Genomic DNA, 15,726 nt, shown 5'->3' with positions numbered 1-15,726 from the left:
TCCATGAAAAAACCCGGCCGCGTTTCCGCGACCGGGTCCTTTCCGCAGGCCGGTGGGCCGTATCGGCTGTGATCGGGCGAAATTACTTCGCCTTGGCGACGACCGATTCGAACGGCTTGTAAGCTTCCTTGGCGAGCTCGGCATAGAGATTGCCGATCTTGCTGGCCTCGGCCACGAAGCTCTCATAGCTCTGCTTGGCGTAATCGGTCTGGATCTCGATGGCCTTCTCGATCGACTTGGCCGCGAACAGCTTCTCGACGACGGCGCTGCCGGCCTCGAAGCTCTTCTTGGTGTATTCGCCGGCTTCGGTGGCAATCGCCTGCGCGCCCTTGGTGAGCGAGGCAAAGCTCTTCAGCCCTGTGTCGGCAAATTCCTTGCCGTATTTCGAGAAGTCCTCATAGGTCTGGGTCATTTCATTCTTCCCTTGGTTGAAACGCCCTTTTGGCCCCGGGCGCCCTTGTGCAATGCACCTCAATATATTGTGCGATGCACAAAAGTCAAGAATCCGTTGGCTTGCACAGGGTTCCAGGCACCGTCGGCCGGTAAAATTCGATTAAAGAGAAGCTCGATTTGCCGAAAAATGGTGAACGCGGCGGTTACCATAAACGGATTGGTAACGCTGGGCGCGATAGCTTGGCCAGAAGTGAGGCAGGCACTTCTAGCCGCCTCCGGGGCAACGAAAATTTCAGGGTAGTAGCGGTGCGTCAGGCGTTGTCGGGGCTTGTCTCCAAATCTTTTTCCCTCAAGGCAATTATGATCGCGGCGCTCGCGGTGACAGTTGTCGTTGCGGATGTAGCATCGGCGATGGCTGCAAGGTCCTCGGCCATTGTCGTCGACGCCAAGACCGGCAAGGTGCTCTATTCGGCCGACGCCAATGGCCGGCGTTATCCGGCTTCGCTCACCAAGATGATGACGCTCTACCTCACCTTCGAAGCGCTGGCGAAGGGCAGGATCAGCAAGAACACGCCGGTTCCGTTTTCAGCCCATGCCTCGTCCGAGGCGCCGACCAAGCTTGGCGTTCGCGCCGGCGGCTCGGTGCCGGTGGAGACCGCGATCCTGTCGATCGTGACGAAATCCGCCAACGACTCGGCGACCGCGCTCGGCGAAATGCTTGGCGGCAGCGAAGAAAATTTCGCCCGCATGATGACGGCCAAGGCGCGCCAGCTCGGCATGAACGCCACCGTGTTCCGCAATGCCAACGGCCTGCCCGACCCGGGTCAGTTCACCACGGCTCATGACATGGCGATGCTTGGCATCGCGCTGCGTGAACACTACCCGCAATATTACGGCTATTTCTCGCAGCGCTCCTTCCTGTATGGCCGCCAGCGCATCAACGGCCACAACCGACTGCTTGGCCGCATCAAGGGCGTTGACGGCATCAAGACAGGCTACACCCGCGCCTCAGGCTACAATCTCGTCTCCTCCGTCGCCGATGGCGACCGCCGCCTGGTCGCGGTGGTGATGGGTGGCGCCTCCGGCCGCAGCCGCGACAACCAGATGGCTGCGCTGATCAACACCTATCTGCCGCGCGCCTCGACGCGTGGTGGTGGCGATCTCATCGCCAAAGGCAACGACAATCCGGTCAAGACGCTGGCCAAGGTCTTCCTGCCCAAGCGAGACGCGCCGACGCCGGACGCCGCACCGGCAACGGATGATGCCGTCGTTGCCTCGGCTGATGACGTTGAGGACGACACCCAGCAGGCCGCCGAAGAAACCAAGCCCGTCATCAAGGTCAATAAGGTGAAGACGGTTGCCGTGGCCGCCATGGCGGCGGCTCCCAAAGCCGAGGAGACCTCGCCCCAGGTCGTCACCGCCTATGTTGAGCCAGCGCCCGCCGCGCCGGCGGTCGACCCGGTCAAGACATCGTCGGTGCCTTCGGGCTGGGTGGTGCAGGTCGCTTCCTCGCCGACGAAGGCGGGAGCCGAGACCCTGCTCGACCAGACTGCCAAGCAGGCGCCGAAGGTTCTGGCGGATGCCTCTGGCTTCACCGTCGCTTTCGACAAGGACGGCACCACCTACTATCGCGCCCGCTTTGGCGGCTTCGGCTCGAAGGACGCGGCCTGGAAGGCCTGCGATGCGCTCAAGCGGAAGAAAATCTCGTGCTACGCCGTCCAGCAGTAGTCGGTGTTTGAAGCTCCCGAAAAAGTTCAGCGTCGAAGGAGACTAGTCGTGATTGGAGAGCAGGACGTCCTTGGCTTCATTGATCCGCGCCGCCAGGACAGACGTGCCGCCGACATCGGCGTTCAGGCGCTGCATCAGGCGGCGGTGCGCCTTGCGGATATCCGCCGCGGCAGCCCCCGCTTCAAGACCAAGGACCTTGTAGGCCTCCTCCTTAGTCATGGCGCCCGCACCTGGCGCAACACTCAGCCCGTCGCCACTGTGCGGCTGCGCGTCCTTGCGCCAGACGGGAAAACGGCCGTCAAGATACGTCTCTAGAAGCTGGCGGCTCTCCGGATCCGGATTGAGCTCGCCATGAAGCTGGCGCAGATCCGTCAGCCCCATCGCGCCAAGCATCTTGCCTTCATAACGCCCGGCCAGGACAAGTCCCTCGAGCTTGCCGCTGTCATGGTCGAGGTCCATTTCGAGTGCGGCGGTGCGCACCGTCGAGTGCTTGGAGGCAGCCGCACGGGCCGGAGGCCGCCGCGTGCGTATCCACCCGACCCAGGCCAGCGCCGCAAGCAGAAGCAACCCGCCGATAAGGCTGCGGCCGAAGATCAGCATCGGCGCGCCGACCAGGCCAAGCAAGGCCGGCCCAAGCGACCTGAGGCTATCCGCCATCCTTGCCGCATCCGCGCGCACAAAAAGCACCGCGGCGCCGAAAAGCACCACAAGGACTGCCGCCAATGCGAGGATCACACCCATCGGTTTGCGCTGCCATACGGATGACTGAGCATAAGAAATAGGATGGGACGTAGGTCCGGCGCTTGCAAGCCCCACGCTGGACGAGCCGAAGGGCCAGTGCCTCGGCCAGACGCGGCCGCGCTACAGGAGGCCGAGCTCGGCCAGTTCCAGCCTGAGCTTCGGCGGCATTTCAGCGAGCGCCGCCCTGCCCTTGCCGAGATCGGCGGGAGCGTCGGCAGGCTTCAGATAGCGCCAACCCTGGAAAGCGCGGCGCGGCTGCCAGTCGGTGCGCACGACCTCGGGATCGAGCACCAGATGGCAGCGGCCGATGCCTTCACTATCGGTGAAGGGCCGTATCTCGGTGATCAACTGCCGGCATTGGACGCTGCCCTTGATCACCCAATAAAGCGATCCGCCATCCGTGATCTCGCTGCCGCGCGTCGGCACCATGCGGGTGGTGTGCCAGTGCTCGGCCGGCTCTCCGGCGCGGCGCCGCTCGTCGAGGCGGAAGGCAATCCACTCTTCGAGATCCTCGACGCTGTCGCAGCCGACGCATAGTTTGATGAGATTGAGTGACATGCCCCAAGATTTAGCCGCAAGGGTTGACGCGTCAACGCCTCGAGCGACTTCTCCACAGGCCAGCCTGGAGTCTCGGCAAGACCTCAGCACTCGACGACGTTAACTGCGAGCCCGCCGAGGCTGGTTTCCTTGTACTTCTCGTTCATGTCCAGGCCGGTCTGGCGCATGGTCTCGATCGCGGCGTCCAGCGGCACGAAATGCGTGCCGTCACCCTTGATGGCCAAAGAGGCGGCCGTCACTGCCTTCACCGCGCCCAACGCATTGCGCTCGATGCAAGGCACCTGCACCAGGCCGCCGACCGGATCGCACGTCATGCCGAGATGATGCTCGAGCGCGATCTCGGCAGCGTTCTCGACCTGCTCTGGCGTGCCGCCCATGACAGCGCACAGGCCGGCGGCGGCCATTGCCGAAGCAGAACCCACCTCGCCCTGGCAGCCGACCTCTGCGCCCGAGATCGACGCGTTCGATTTGATGATGCCGCCGACGGCGGCGGCTGTCAGCAGGAAGTCGCGGATGCTCGGCTGATCCGCTTCGGGATGGAAATGCAGCCAGTAACGCAACACCGCCGGCAGCGTGCCGGCGGCGCCATTGGTCGGCGCCGTCACGACGCGCCCGCCTGCGGCATTCTCTTCATTGACTGCCATGGCGTAGATCGACAGCCAGTCATTGGCGAGTAAGGGGTTGGGCCTGTTCTGCTGCCACTGTTCCTGCAGCTTGTCGTGCAGCTGCCGCGCGCGGCGGCGCACCTTCAGCCCGCCCGGCATGATGCCGTCCTGCGACAGGCCGCGGTCGATGCAGCCCTTCATCGCGCTCCAGATCGCGTCCAGCCCCGCATCGAGCTCCTCGCGCGACATGTGTCTTTCTTCGTTGGCGCGCTTCATCTCCGCGATCGAAAGCCCGCTCTTGGCCGCCATCGCCAGCATTTCGACGGCGTTCTTGAACGGGTACGGCACCTTCTTGCCCTCGGTCGTCACCGAGCCCTTGGACTTCATGCGCTGCAGCTCTTCCTCGGAAACGACGAAGCCGCCGCCGATCGAATAATAGATGCGCTTAAGCAGCAGCCGGTCGGAAGCATCATAGGCATAGAAGGCCATGCCGTTGGCATGGCCGGTCAGCGGCGTCTTGCGGTCGAGCACGAGGTCCTTGGCGGGATCGAAGCGATAGGTCGGATGCCCGGGCGGCGAAATCCGCTTCTCCGCGCTGATGCGGGCGACGATGCCGTCAGCCTCGTCTGGATCGACCGTCTGCGGCGTCTGGCCTGCCAGGCCGAGGATCACAGCGCGGTCGGAACCATGGCCGATGCCGGTGTAGGCAAGCGATCCATGCAGGCTGGCGCCGATGCGGTCGACCTTGACGCCCGAGGGCCGCGGCCAGTCGCCGGCCAGGATCTCGTCGAGGAAACGGCGCGCGGCCGTCATCGGCCCCATCGTGTGCGAGCTCGAAGGGCCGATGCCGATCTTGAACAGGTCGAAAACCGAAAGGAACACGGGGCCGTTGTCTCCTGAGGGCCGGTCAGAAACTTACATATAGGAATTCCCTGGATGTTTCCGCTGTTTTGCATGTCGCGGCGCGGCGGCTGCCGACCTTGTTTGCTCCGCCAGCGACATTGCCCCTCCGGCAGTTGCGGCGCCCGTCGAAGTGCCGGCTCGGCCTGTGTTACAAGAACGCATGGGCGACTCACTCCACCTCTCAATGGCAGATCTGACGGCTTTGACCTTCTTCCTGGTCGCCTGGGTGCTGCATACGCTCGCCTCCGACGGCAAGCTGATCAGCCGCGTGTCCCTGACGACCGCGATGAACGCCCAGCGCGAAGCCTGGATGCGCAATATGGCCGAGCGCGAAATCCGCATTGTCGACACCGCCATCATGAGCGGCCTGCAGCAAGGCACCGCTTTCTTCGCCTCCTCCTCCCTGATCGCGCTCGGCGGCTGCTTTGCCCTGCTCGGCGCCTCCGACCGCGTGCTGCAGGTTCTGGCCGACCTGCCCTTCGGCGCGGCTTCCTCGCGCGAAGCCTTCCAGACCAAGGTGTTCGGCCTAGTGCTGATTCTCGCCTTCGCCTTCTTCAAATTCGGCTGGGCCTACCGGCTGTTCAACTATTGCTCGATCCTGATCGGCGCGGTGCCGACGCCGCATGGCCCGGCTTCACGCAATCCGGTCAGCGAAACGGCGGTGTGGCGGGCGACGCGCATGAACGTGCTCGCCGGCAAGCACTTCAATTCCGGCCTGCGCGCCGTCTTCTTCTCGATCGGCTATCTCGGCTGGTTCGTCGACCCGGTCGTCTTCGTGATGTCGACGGTGGTGCTTCTGGCCGTGCTGGTGCGCCGCCAGTTCTTCTCCGCGGCGCGGCAGGCGGTGCTCGGTCAGCCGCCCGGCCTGGGAAAGAACTGATCGATCTTGCCGGAGAGCCTATAGGCGAAAAGCCCGATCCACTCGCGGACCGCAATGGTGGTCGCCTGCATCGAATCGACGGGATTGTCGCTGTAGAAGCCGACGCCTTCCCTGCCCGATGTGCGATAATCGACCGGCCACGCAATGGTCGGGAAGCCCGCTTTGTCGAACAGCGCCTTGGCGCGCGGCATGTGGAAGGCCGAGGTCACCAGCAACCAGGTCTCGCCCGGCTTCGGCTCGACAAGCTTTCGCGAGAAGACAGCGTTCTCGTAGGTATTGCGCGATTTATCCTCGAGGATCAGGCGATCGGCCGAAACGCCGAGCGCGCCAAGCAGGCGCGGCGCCGTGTCGGCGTCGCCCTCGCCATCAAGGAAAAGCGAACCGTTGCCGCCGGACACGACGATCTTCGCCTGCGGGAAGCGGCGAGCGAGGATCGCCGTTTCCACCATGCGGTCGCCGCCGCTGTTCAGCTCATAACCGCCGCGCGCCAGATTGATGGCGCCCTCGAAGCCGCCGCCAAGCACGACGATGCCGTCGACCTTTTCAGGCAATGGCGGCCTCGGAAAGCGTTCTTCCAGCTGCGTCAGCATCATCGCGCCGACCGACGTCCAGGCCGAAAGAACCAGGATCGCGATGCCGAGCACGCTGACCGTCGCTGCCAGCCGTCGGCGGCGGAACAGCGCTGCCAACAGGCCGGCAAGCAGCAGGAAGATCGCCAGGTTGATCGGTTGGCCGAAGAACCAGAAGACTTTCGAAAGATTGTAGAACATCCCTCACCCCATTGTCAGATGAGGTATGACCCTACCACCACTTCTCCGGCTGAAATTTGCCCGCTGCCTGCTCGATGACGTTGGCCGTCTGGAACAGCGTTTCCTCGTCGAACGGGCGGCCGATGAGCTGCAGGCCAAGCGGCAGGCCCTTGCCGTCGAGGCCGGCCGGCACGGAAATGCCCGGAAGGCCGGCCATGTTCACAGTCACGGTGAAGATGTCATTGAGGTACATCTTGACCGGATCGGAGGCCATATCCTCGTCGGCGATGCCGAAGGCCGCCGACGGGGTTGCAGGGGTCAGGATGACATCGACGCCGGCGGCAAAGACGTTTTCGAAGTCGCGCTTGATCAGCGTGCGCACCTTCTGGGCCTGCAGATAATAGGCATCGTAATAGCCGGCCGACAGCACATAGGTGCCGATCATGATGCGGCGCTTGACCTCGCGGCCGAAACCGGCGGCGCGCGTCTTCTCGTACATGTCGATGATGTCCTTGCCGGGCACGCGCAGGCCGTAGCGCACGCCGTCATAGCGGGCGAGGTTCGAAGACGCCTCGGCGGGCGCCACGATGTAGTAAGCCGGCAACGCATATTTGGTGTGCGGCAGCGAGATGTCGACGATCTCGGCGCCGGCATCCTTCAGCCAGGCAATGCCTTTCTGCCAGAGCGCCTCGATGTCTTGCGGCATGCCGTCGACGCGGTATTCCTTCGGAATGCCGACCTTCATGCCCTTGATCGGCCTGCCGATCGCCGCTTCATAGTCCGGTACCGGGCGGTCGACGGAGGTCGTGTCCTTGGGATCGACCGAGGCCATCGACTTCAACAGGATCGCGGCATCGCGCACGTCGCGCGCGATCGGCCCGGCCTGGTCGAGCGAGGAAGCAAAGGCGACGATGCCCCAGCGCGAGCAGCGCCCGTAGGTCGGCTTGATGCCGACCGTGCCGGTGAAGGCAGCCGGCTGGCGGATCGAGCCGCCGGTGTCGGTGGCGGTGGCGCCGGCGCACAGGAAAGCGGCCACGGACGATGCCGAGCCGCCGGAGGAGCCGCCCGGCACCAACTGGGCGTTGTCGAGCGTACGCTGCGTTCTGGTGCCGCCGGCGGAGACGAAGCCGCCATCGCCCTGATGCGTCGTCGGCATGACGACCGTATCGACACGCGAGCGGCGCCAAGGATTGATGACCGGGCCGTAATAGGAGGTTTCGTTGGACGAGCCCATGGCGAACTCGTCCATGTTGAGCTTGCCGAGCATCACCGCGCCATCGGCCCACAGATTGGCGGTCACGGTCGATTCATAGCGCGGCTTGAAGCCGTCCAGCACATGGCTGCAGGCCTGGGTGTGGACGCCTTCGGTAGCGAACAGGTCCTTGATGCCGAGCGGAACGCCCTCCAGCGCGCCGGCCTCGCCCTTGGCGAGCTTGGCATCAGAATTCTTTGCCATGTCGCGCGCCTTGTCGGCGGTGACAGTTACATAGGCATTCAGCACCGGATTGGCGCGCTCGATCGCCGCTAAATAGGCCTCGGTGATCTCGGCCGCGGAGATCTCCTTGCCGCGCAGCTTGGCGCGGGCCTCGGAAATGGTGAGATGTGTGAGATCGCTCATCAGGCAAGGCTCTTTTCGTAAAACACCGACCATTCGGAGTCGGGATAATCCAGCACCGGTCCGCAACGCGTGAATCCGGCGCGCTCATAGACGGTCCAGGCGGCGGGATGCCGATCGCCGGTTTCGAGCACCAGGCGCGTCAGCCCTTCCTGCCGGGCCAGCGCCTCGACCCGTCCGACGATCTCGGCGCCGATCTTTTGGCCGCGATGCGAAGGCCGCGTATACATGCGCTTGACCTCGCCGGTCGCCTCGTCATGGCGCTTCAGCGCGCCGCAGCCGACGGCAATACCGTTGTCGCGGGCGATGAACACGGTCGTATCCGAGCCCGCCATCTGCTCGACGGTGAGGTGATAGCAATGCTCGGGCGGCGTCAGTTCGAGCAACGCGGCGTTGAGTTCTGCGACCAGCGCGCGCACGTCGTCCTGCAAAGGCGTCTCGACGGCGATCTCGACAGCCACGACCTACTCCACCACCTTCGGCACGAGGAAAAAGTTCTCATCCGTCGCCGGCGCATTGGCAACGATGTCGGCGGGCTTGTTGCCGTCGGTGACGACATCCTGGCGCTTCTTCATCTCCATCGGCGTGACCGAGGTCATCGGCTCGACGCCCGTGACATCAACCTCGTTCAGTTGCTCGACGAAGCCAAGGATGGCGTTCAATTCGCCGGTCATGCGCTCGGCATCCTCCTCGCTCACCGCGATACGGGCAAGGTGCGCGACGCGCTTCACGGTTTGAAGATCAACGGACATGTTCTTTTCGCCTCGGGAAAACCAGTGCGGGCTATAGCGGCGCGGCGCTTGCCGCGCAACATGGATGATGGTCGACGATCGTGTGCGGTGGCCGATCGCCACGCGGGCATCGCCACGCGGTCGCAGCGAAAATATCAGCCGCTGTTGCCGGAGTGCGCACTCGCCGGCGCGGGCGTTGCCGCGACCAGCACCGAAATGCATAGAAACTCCCTCAAGGCTCTGGTTTTGTTCCAGATTCCCGATGCAGAAAGCTAGATCGTGATCGCCTTGCCGATCTCCGGCAACGCCACCTTGACGCCCGAGCCTTCCATGCCGGCGACGAACTTGTCGGCGGTCTGGTCGATCATCGAGAAGGTACCGAAATGGCAGGGAATGACGGTGTCGAAGCCGAAAAAGCGGCGGCAGGCAAGGGCCGCCACCGCGCCACCCATGGTGAAGCGATCGCCGATCGGCACGATGCCGATCTTCGGTTCGTGCAGTTCGTTGATCAGCCCCATGTCGGAAAAAATGTCGGTGTCGCCCATGTGGTAGAGTGTCTTGTCTTCCGGAAAATGCAGGACAAGACCGCCCGGATTGCCCAGATAGGTGTTCGTGCCGCCTTCGCCGCCGAAAGAGGACGAATGCAGCGCCTGGACGAAGGTGGTGGTGAACGGCCCGCAATCGACGGTGCCGCCGATATTGCCCGGATTGATCTTTTCGCCGCTGACACCCTGGCCGACAAGATACATGCAGATCTCGAAATTGGCGACCAGCATGGCGCCGCTTTTCTTCAGCACTTCGATCGCGCCGCTGACATGGTCGTTATGGCCGTGGGTCAAGAGCACATGGGTCGCGCCTTCCGCCGGTCCTTCCCAGCCGCCGCTCCAGGACGGGTTGCCGACCAGATAGGGGTCTATGAGAATGGTGGCGCCATTGGTCTCGACGCGGAATGCCGAATGTCCGTACCAGGTCAGTTTCATGAATGCTTTCCTCGATTTTTCCGTTGCCGGAAGATAGAACGCTGGCGACAAATTGAAAGTAGCGCGGCGTTCCTCACCGTCAAAAGGTTGTGTGACGCCCCGATGTCAGAGGAAGCCGGTGGCCGTTATTTCAATCGAGGAATTGCCGGGACATCTTGCCGGCGGCCGCGCGCTCGCCGGCCTGGATCTCGGCGACAAGACGATCGGCGTAGCGGTTTCCGATCGCGGGTTGTCCTTCGCTCATCCCCGCCCCGTCATCCTGCGCAAGAAGTTTTCGCTCGATGCCGCCCAGTTGCTCGCTCAGCTCGAGAAGGACAATGTCGGCGCCATCGTGCTCGGCCTTCCCGTCAACATGGACGGCTCTGAAGGGCCTCGAGCCCAGAAATCGCGCGCCTTCGCCCGCAACATGGCGACGCTTTGCGACCTGCCCTTTGTGCTGTGGGACGAGCGGCTGTCGACGGTGGCTGCGGAACGCGCGCTGATCGAGATGGATTTTTCGCGCAGGAAGCGCGCCGGCAAGATCGATTCGGCGGCTGCCGCCTTTATTCTGCAGGGAGCGTTGGACCGGCTTCAGTCGCTCGGCTCAGGCGATCCTCGCTGATCGCGCCTTGCCGGCGCTGCCTGATCCATTCGGTGATTTCGCGCCGGCGGCGAAACGCCCATAGGCCCATGAGCAGGAAAAAGTCGAAAATGCAGGTCCGCGCCACCATGCCCGGAATGATAGCCGGATCGACGCCAAGCATCTGTCCATAGAGCTGGAAGGCGAAGTCGTGCACCTGTCGGCTCAGCATCGCGTAGCCGAAATTCATGTCGTTGGCCGACAAGAAGAACCATCCCCAGAAGATGGCCATCGGAGCAGCCCAGAGCGTAAATATCGTGCGCATCAGCGGCTGCCTCCGGGCTTGTTTTCCGGACGGCCGGATATCCGGGAGAGAAGCGAACTGTGCGCGGCGCTCATTGCCATGCGCGAGGCGGTGTGAACGTCGCCTTCGGGCAATGTCATCGCGGCAAGGCTGGAGCGGCGTTCGGCCGTCACCGCGACATAGGAGGCAAGCAGCGCCGTCATCTGGATGGCAACGATCATGAACAGGCCGTCGATGCCTTGCGCCACGCCGCCGACGAGGATCAGCGAAAGCAGGAAAGAAGCGCAGATGAAGGCGATCCGCGCCACGCCCTCGCCCGCATCCGGCCTTGCCGCCGCGTTCAGCAGCGTTTCGACGAAGGCCCAGCAGAACAACACCGCGACGGTCAACAGCGCGATCGAAAGCGGCGCGACCACGGCAAGATTGTCAAGCTCGGGAAACCGGCCGCCCGGGATGGAAAGACCAAGCACGCCAAGCGCCGCCGCTATGCCGCGGCTGCCGTCCATGCAAATAAAGGCAAGCAGCGCGAAAACCGCCGCCCAATGCAAGGCAAGAACTGAGCTCAACACGTGCCGCATGCGCTTCCCGTTTGGGGAGTCCGGGAGATCATGGTTAACCTTTCCCTACTCCAGCAGGCGGAGATTGGGCTTTGCAAAGGCCCGCTGCAACGGAAACCATTTGTTAAGGTTAACAGTCATCCACAGGCCGTCAATTCGGCCTTTCGAGCATGATGCCGAAAAGTGTGAAGCGGTTTTCGGACGACACCAGGCTCTATCTCTTGATCTAGACCTGGATCAGGTCACCGGCGGATAGAGCGTGTCGACGATCATGCGCGCGTCGTGGCGCGAATCGAGCATGCCGTAGGTGGTGCGCCACTGGCCGCCGAGGCGCGTCTCAACGAAGGCGTCGGCAATGCGCCCTGCCCCCAGCCGGCGAAGCTCCGCGGCGGCCGCGGACAGCGCGAGTTGTTCGGTGAGCAGCCGCGCCGAGCCCTGGTCGGTCGCCGCCACCTGCATGGCCGCCTTCAACACACCGATGGTGCCGCGGCCCCCGGTGCCGAGATCGCGGTCGATGCCGGCCAGCACCTCCTCGAACAGTCCAGGCGCGCGGCCGAGCACCCGCAGCACGTCGAGCGCCATGACATTGCCGGAACCTTCCCAGATCGCGTTGACCGGCGCCTCGCGGTAGTAGCGGGCAAGCGGCGCTTCCTCCACATAACCGTTGCCGCCGAGGCATTCCATCGCCTCGTAGAGCAGCGCCGGCGCGATCTTGCAGACCCAGTATTTGACGACAGGCGTCATGGCGCGGGCAAAAGCCGCCTCGCCGCGATCGCTTGCCGCCTCGTCGAAAGAGCGCGCCAGCCGGAATGACAGCGCCGTGGCCGCGGCGACGTCGAGCGCCATGTCGGCTAGGACTCGCTGCATCAGCGGCTGGTCGATGAGGTTTGAGCCGAAGACCTGGCGATGGCGCGTATGATGAACGGCCTCGGCCAGCCCCGCCCGCATCAGCGCCGACGACGCGACCGCACAATCGAGCCTGGTTAGCGTCACCATGTCCATGATCGTTTTGACGCCGGCGCCCGGATCGCCAACCATCTCGCCGATCGCGTTGACGAACTCCACCTCAGACGAGGCGTTCGAGCGGTTGCCGAGCTTGTCCTTCAGGCGCTGGAAGCGGAAGCCATTGCCGGAACCGTCGCCCAGGATGCGCGGAACGAGGAAGCAGGACAGTCCCTCCGGCGCCTGTCCGAGCACCAGGAAGGCATCCGACATCGGCGCCGACATGAACCATTTGTGGCCGGTCAACCGGTAGAAGCCGCTTCCCGTGCGCTCGGCCCTTGTGGTGTTGGCGCGCACATCGGTGCCGCCCTGCTTCTCGGTCATGCCCATGCCGAGCGTCAGCCCGGTCTTTTGCACCGGCGGCTTTTGCGTCTGGTCGTATTTGCGCGTCGTCACGCGCGGCGCCCATTCGCGGAAAAGCTTCGGGCTCGCCATCAGCGCCGCCAGCGAAGCGCTGGTCATGGTGATGGGGCACAGATGCCCGGTCTCGAGCTCGGCGGTCAGATAGAAGCGCGCAGCCCGCACCTGATGGCGGCGGCCGATCTCGGCATCGCCGTTCTCCCACACGGAAGAATGCAGGCCGCCGGCGACCGAGCGGCGCATCAAGGCGTGATAGGCCGGATGAAATTCGACCAGGTCGAGGCGCCGGCCCTGGCGGTCATGCGTGCGCAATTTCGGCGTGTCGGTGTTGGCGAGGCGGGCGAGCTCCTGCGCCTCCTGCGTCATCACGAACTTGCCGAGCCCGTCGAGATCCTTGCGCACGGGATCGGAAAAACGCTCGGCGAGCTGGATGAGCAAAGGATCGCCCCGCCACGCATTGCCACCCGTCAATGGCGGCGGCTGGTTGATCACCTCGTCGGTCACGCCCAATCCTTCAGTTGCCCAATCCTCAAGTCGGCCGAGAGGTCCTTACCTTTTCAAGGCTGCGGTCGCGAATCCGAAGCCATTGGGCCTTATAGCCCAAGCCTGACAAGGCGCGCGACGAAAATACCGGGGAGAACGCCCGCAATCCAAAGCTGGCGCTTGCGGCAGGCCGGAGCGCACCCTATAGCAGCGCCTTGAGATGACCGACGCTTCGTCCCTGCCGCTCTTTCCCCACCGCCATCTTCTGGGCATCCGCGATCTTTCCCCCGCCGACATCGAGCTGCTGCTCGATCGCGCCGACCAGGCCGTGGCGATCTCGCGCCAGCCGGAAAAGAAGACCTCGACGCTGCGCGGCCGCACCCAGATCAACCTGTTCTATGAGGCCTCGACGCGCACGCAGTCCTCCTTTGAGCTGGCCGGGAAAAGGCTTGGCGCCGACGTCATGAACATGTCGGTGGCAAGCTCCTCGGTGAAGAAGGGCGAGACGCTGATCGACACGGCCATGTCGCTCAACGCCATGCGCCCGGACATCCTTATCATCCGCCACCAGTCGGCGGGCGCGGCTGCGCTTCTGGCCCAGAAGGTCGGCTGCTCGGTGGTCAATGCGGGGGACGGCGCGCATGAGCACCCGACGCAGGCCCTGCTCGACGCGCTGACCATCCGCCGCGCCAAGGGGCCGCTGTCGAAGCTGATCGTGGCGATCTGCGGCGACATCCTGCATTCGCGCGTCGCCCGCTCCAACATCATGCTGCTCAACGCACTCGGCGCGCAGGTGCGCGTCGTCGCGCCCTCGACGCTGCTGCCGTCCGGCATCGAGAGGATGGGCGTCATCGTCGCGCGCTCGATGGCCGAAGGGCTGAAGGATGCCGACGTGGTGATGATGCTGCGCCTGCAGCGCGAGCGCATGGAAGGCGCCTTCGTGCCGTCAATCCGCGAGTATTTCCGCTATTTCGGCCTCGATGCTGAAAAGTTGAAGGCCGCCAAGGACGATGCCTTGGTCATGCATCCCGGCCCGATGAATCGCGGCGTCGAGATCGCCTCCGAAATCGCCGACGGACCGCAAAGCGTCATCCAGGAACAGGTGGAGATGGGGGTCGCCGTGCGCATGGCGGTCATGGAAGCGCTGCTCGACCCGCGCCGCAACCACGAGGGACGCGGCGCATGAGCGTGACCGTCTTCAGCAAGGCGCATATCGTCGACCCGTCGCGCGGCGTGGACGAGATCGGCAGCGTCATCGTCGACGGTCGCAAGATCGCAGCGGCCGGCAAGTCCGCGCTCAACCAGGGTGTGCCGGAAGGCGCCACCGTGGTCGACTGCGCCGGCAAGACGATCATCCCAGGCCTTGTCGACGCGCGCGTCTTCATCGGCGAACCGGGCGGCGAGCATCGCGAGACCATCGCCTCGGCAAGTGTCGCGGCGGCGGCAGGTGGCGTCACGTCCATCGTCATGATGCCGGACACCGATCCGGTGATCGACAATGTGGCGCTGGTCGAATTCGTGCTGCGCACGGCAAAAGACACGGCAAGCATCAACATCTTCCCGGCGGCCGCCATCACCAAGGGCCTCGAAGGCCGCGAGATGACCGAATTCGGCCTGCTGCGCGAAGCTGGCGCCGTCGCCTATACCGACGGCCGCCACACGATTTCCAATGCGCTGGTGATGCGCCGCGCGCTTACCTACGCGCGCGATTTCGGCGGTGTGATCGCGCACGAAACCCAGGATGCGAACCTCGCCTCGTCCGGCGTGATGAACGAAGGCCTCTACGCAAGCTGGCTCGGCCTCTCGGGCATCCCGCGCGAGGCGGAGCTCATCCCCCTCGAACGCGACCTGGCATTGGCCCGGCTGACCGGCGGCGCCTATCACGCGGCAAAAATCTCGTCGGCGATGGCCGCCGGCGCGGTGAACCGGGCAAAGACGGACGGCGCCAACGTCACGGCCGGTGTCGCCATCCACAATCTGTCGCTCAACGAGAACGATGTCGGCGAATATCGCACCTTCTTCCGGCTGACCCCGCCCTTGCGCGCCGAGGACGATCGGTTGGCGATGATCGAAGCGATCAAGGACGGCACGATCGACATCATCGTCTCCTCGCACGATCCGCAGGACGTCGACACCAAGCGCCTGCCCTTCGCGGATGCCGCCGCCGGCGCGATCGGGCTGGAGACGCTGCTTGGCGCGGCGCTTCGGCTCTACCACAATGGCGACGTGCCGCTGCTCCGGTTGATCGAGACGCTGTCCACGACGCCGGCAAGATTGTTCGGCCTGCCGGGCGGCACGCTCCAGCCGGGCGCGCCGGCCGATCTCGCCGTCGTCGATCTCGACGAGCCGTGGATCGTCAGCGAAGGCGGCCTTCGTTCGCGCTCGAAGAACACCTGCTTCGAAGGCGCGCGGCTGCAGGGCAAGATTCTGCAAACGATGGTTGCGGGCCGCACGGTGTTTTCCGCGTAGACCACCCGACACATTGAGCGCTGCCAAGTCTGCCAGGCACAGAGTTGCTTGGCGAACCCTCTCGACTCTACCATTATGCCCAACTGATGCTTGACCAGCGCCAGCTCTT

At 64.2% G+C, this 15,726-nt stretch carries 18 protein-coding genes; 6 read left to right on the top strand and 12 right to left on the bottom strand.

All coding sequences use genetic code 11. The features are described from left to right. Positions 1 to 82 precede the first annotated feature (82 nt). Positions 83 to 412 (bottom strand): phasin family protein, encoded by a 330-nt coding sequence (locus EN869_RS14085; RefSeq protein ID WP_127226336.1) that lies wholly within the window; start codon positions 410 to 412, stop codon positions 83 to 85. A gap of 287 nt (positions 413 to 699) precedes the next feature. Between EN869_RS14085 and EN869_RS14080 the strand changes: the two genes are divergently transcribed. After that, positions 700 to 2,121, top strand: a complete 1,422-nt coding sequence (locus EN869_RS14080) for a D-alanyl-D-alanine carboxypeptidase (protein WP_127226334.1) — start codon at positions 700 to 702, stop codon at positions 2,119 to 2,121. A 42-nt stretch (positions 2,122 to 2,163) separates the two neighbouring features. On the opposite strand, the gene EN869_RS14075 is transcribed toward EN869_RS14080, so the two are convergent. The 3 genes from EN869_RS14075 to EN869_RS14065 all read right to left on the bottom strand — a co-directional run bounded on the left by EN869_RS14075 (position 2,164) and on the right by EN869_RS14065 (position 4,907). Further along, positions 2,164 to 2,862 carry a molecular chaperone DnaJ gene (locus EN869_RS14075; RefSeq protein ID WP_127226332.1) on the bottom strand — a complete coding sequence of 233 codons (699 nt, stop codon included), beginning with the start codon at positions 2,860 to 2,862 and terminating at the stop codon, positions 2,164 to 2,166. A gap of 120 nt (positions 2,863 to 2,982) precedes the next feature. Next, complete coding sequence (locus EN869_RS14070) at positions 2,983 to 3,420, bottom strand: DUF1489 family protein (protein ID WP_127226330.1); 438 nt, start codon at positions 3,418 to 3,420, stop codon at positions 2,983 to 2,985. A gap of 83 nt (positions 3,421 to 3,503) precedes the next feature. Then, positions 3,504 to 4,907, bottom strand: a complete 1,404-nt coding sequence (locus tag EN869_RS14065) for an L-serine ammonia-lyase (protein WP_127226328.1) — start codon at positions 4,905 to 4,907, stop codon at positions 3,504 to 3,506. A 181-nt stretch (positions 4,908 to 5,088) separates the two neighbouring features. On the opposite strand from EN869_RS14065, the gene EN869_RS14060 reads away from it, so the two are divergent. Further along, entirely contained in the window at positions 5,089 to 5,808 is a 720-nt protein-coding gene (locus tag EN869_RS14060) for a DUF599 domain-containing protein (protein ID WP_127226326.1), read from the top strand. Here the strand turns inward: EN869_RS14060 and EN869_RS14055 are convergent. From EN869_RS14055 to gatC, 4 genes are read right to left on the bottom strand one after another with little or no spacing between them, the layout of a single operon-like run. Beyond that, entirely contained in the window at positions 5,781 to 6,578 is a 798-nt protein-coding gene (locus EN869_RS14055) for a YdcF family protein (protein WP_127226324.1), read from the bottom strand. The genes EN869_RS14060 and EN869_RS14055 overlap by 28 nt on opposite strands. A 31-nt stretch (positions 6,579 to 6,609) precedes the next feature. Continuing rightward, entirely contained in the window at positions 6,610 to 8,175 is a 1,566-nt protein-coding gene (locus tag EN869_RS14050) for an amidase family protein (RefSeq protein ID WP_127226322.1), read from the bottom strand. After that, positions 8,175 to 8,633 carry a GNAT family N-acetyltransferase gene (locus tag EN869_RS14045; protein WP_127226320.1) on the bottom strand — a complete coding sequence of 153 codons (459 nt, stop codon included), beginning with the start codon at positions 8,631 to 8,633 and terminating at the stop codon, positions 8,175 to 8,177. The genes EN869_RS14050 and EN869_RS14045 overlap by 1 nt, the downstream gene beginning before the upstream one ends. Before the next feature lie 3 nt (positions 8,634 to 8,636). Continuing rightward, positions 8,637 to 8,924, bottom strand: coding sequence for an Asp-tRNA(Asn)/Glu-tRNA(Gln) amidotransferase subunit GatC (gene gatC, locus EN869_RS14040; RefSeq protein ID WP_127226318.1), 288 nt, complete (start codon positions 8,922 to 8,924; stop codon positions 8,637 to 8,639). A 48-nt stretch (positions 8,925 to 8,972) separates the two neighbouring features. Here gatC and EN869_RS14035 point away from each other — a divergent pair, with 48 nt between their 5' ends. Beyond that, entirely contained in the window at positions 8,973 to 9,179 is a 207-nt protein-coding gene (locus tag EN869_RS14035) for a hypothetical protein (protein WP_127226316.1), read from the top strand. Here EN869_RS14035 and EN869_RS14030 read toward each other — a convergent pair. Then, a complete protein-coding gene (locus EN869_RS14030) occupies positions 9,176 to 9,883 on the bottom strand; it encodes a metal-dependent hydrolase (RefSeq protein WP_127226314.1) in 708 nt (235 codons plus the stop codon). The two genes, EN869_RS14035 and EN869_RS14030, sit on opposite strands and share 4 nt — an antisense overlap. Before the next feature lie 118 nt (positions 9,884 to 10,001). Between EN869_RS14030 and ruvX the strand changes: the two genes are divergently transcribed. Beyond that, on the top strand, positions 10,002 to 10,484 hold the full coding sequence (ruvX, locus tag EN869_RS14025) for a Holliday junction resolvase RuvX (RefSeq protein WP_127226312.1): 483 nt from the start codon (positions 10,002 to 10,004) through the stop codon (positions 10,482 to 10,484). On the opposite strand, the gene EN869_RS14020 is transcribed toward ruvX, so the two are convergent. The 3 genes from EN869_RS14020 to EN869_RS14010 form a co-directional block, all read right to left on the bottom strand. Next, entirely contained in the window at positions 10,426 to 10,767 is a 342-nt protein-coding gene (locus EN869_RS14020; RefSeq protein WP_127226310.1) for a DUF6105 family protein, read from the bottom strand. The genes ruvX and EN869_RS14020 overlap by 59 nt on opposite strands. Then, entirely contained in the window at positions 10,767 to 11,324 is a 558-nt protein-coding gene (locus EN869_RS14015; RefSeq protein ID WP_127226308.1) for a hypothetical protein, read from the bottom strand. The genes EN869_RS14020 and EN869_RS14015 overlap by 1 nt, the downstream gene beginning before the upstream one ends. 216 nt (positions 11,325 to 11,540) lie before the next feature. Continuing rightward, a complete protein-coding gene (locus EN869_RS14010) occupies positions 11,541 to 13,169 on the bottom strand; it encodes a DNA alkylation response protein (RefSeq protein WP_127226306.1) in 1,629 nt (542 codons plus the stop codon). 199 nt (positions 13,170 to 13,368) lie between these two features. Here EN869_RS14010 and EN869_RS14005 point away from each other — a divergent pair, with 199 nt between their 5' ends. Both EN869_RS14005 and EN869_RS14000 read left to right on the top strand, forming a co-directional pair. Next, positions 13,369 to 14,334, top strand: a complete 966-nt coding sequence (locus tag EN869_RS14005) for an aspartate carbamoyltransferase catalytic subunit (protein ID WP_127226304.1) — start codon at positions 13,369 to 13,371, stop codon at positions 14,332 to 14,334. Further along, positions 14,331 to 15,617 (top strand): dihydroorotase, encoded by a 1,287-nt coding sequence (locus tag EN869_RS14000; protein ID WP_127226302.1) that lies wholly within the window; start codon positions 14,331 to 14,333, stop codon positions 15,615 to 15,617. Before EN869_RS14005 ends, EN869_RS14000 begins: the two co-directional genes overlap by 4 nt. The last annotated feature ends 109 nt before the right edge of the window (positions 15,618 to 15,726 follow it).

The organism is Mesorhizobium sp. M2D.F.Ca.ET.226.01.1.1 (assembly GCF_004022705.2).
Taxonomy (GTDB): domain Bacteria; phylum Pseudomonadota; class Alphaproteobacteria; order Rhizobiales; family Rhizobiaceae; genus Mesorhizobium.
Note: the sequence above shows the minus strand (reverse complement) of the source record. Positions and strands in the feature narration are given on the sequence as shown.

Excerpts from the sequence above, each read along its gene's own strand:
- EN869_RS14085 (WP_127226336.1), bottom strand. The coding sequence starts at position 412 with ATGACCCAGACCTATGAGGACTTCTCGAAATACGGCAAGGAATTTGCC.
- EN869_RS14075 (WP_127226332.1), bottom strand. The coding sequence starts at position 2,862 with ATGGGTGTGATCCTCGCATTGGCGGCAGTCCTTGTGGTGCTTTTCGGC.
- EN869_RS14070 (WP_127226330.1), bottom strand. The coding sequence starts at position 3,420 with ATGTCACTCAATCTCATCAAACTATGCGTCGGCTGCGACAGCGTCGAG.
- EN869_RS14060 (WP_127226326.1), top strand. The coding sequence starts at position 5,089 with ATGGGCGACTCACTCCACCTCTCAATGGCAGATCTGACGGCTTTGACC.
- EN869_RS14055 (WP_127226324.1), bottom strand. The coding sequence starts at position 6,578 with ATGTTCTACAATCTTTCGAAAGTCTTCTGGTTCTTCGGCCAACCGATC.
- EN869_RS14050 (WP_127226322.1), bottom strand. The coding sequence starts at position 8,175 with ATGAGCGATCTCACACATCTCACCATTTCCGAGGCCCGCGCCAAGCTG.
- gatC (WP_127226318.1), bottom strand. The coding sequence starts at position 8,924 with ATGTCCGTTGATCTTCAAACCGTGAAGCGCGTCGCGCACCTTGCCCGT.
- EN869_RS14030 (WP_127226314.1), bottom strand. The coding sequence starts at position 9,883 with ATGAAACTGACCTGGTACGGACATTCGGCATTCCGCGTCGAGACCAAT.
- EN869_RS14020 (WP_127226310.1), bottom strand. The coding sequence starts at position 10,767 with ATGCGCACGATATTTACGCTCTGGGCTGCTCCGATGGCCATCTTCTGG.
- EN869_RS14015 (WP_127226308.1), bottom strand. The coding sequence starts at position 11,324 with ATGCGGCACGTGTTGAGCTCAGTTCTTGCCTTGCATTGGGCGGCGGTT.
- EN869_RS14005 (WP_127226304.1), top strand. The coding sequence starts at position 13,369 with ATGACCGACGCTTCGTCCCTGCCGCTCTTTCCCCACCGCCATCTTCTG.
- EN869_RS14000 (WP_127226302.1), top strand. The coding sequence starts at position 14,331 with ATGAGCGTGACCGTCTTCAGCAAGGCGCATATCGTCGACCCGTCGCGC.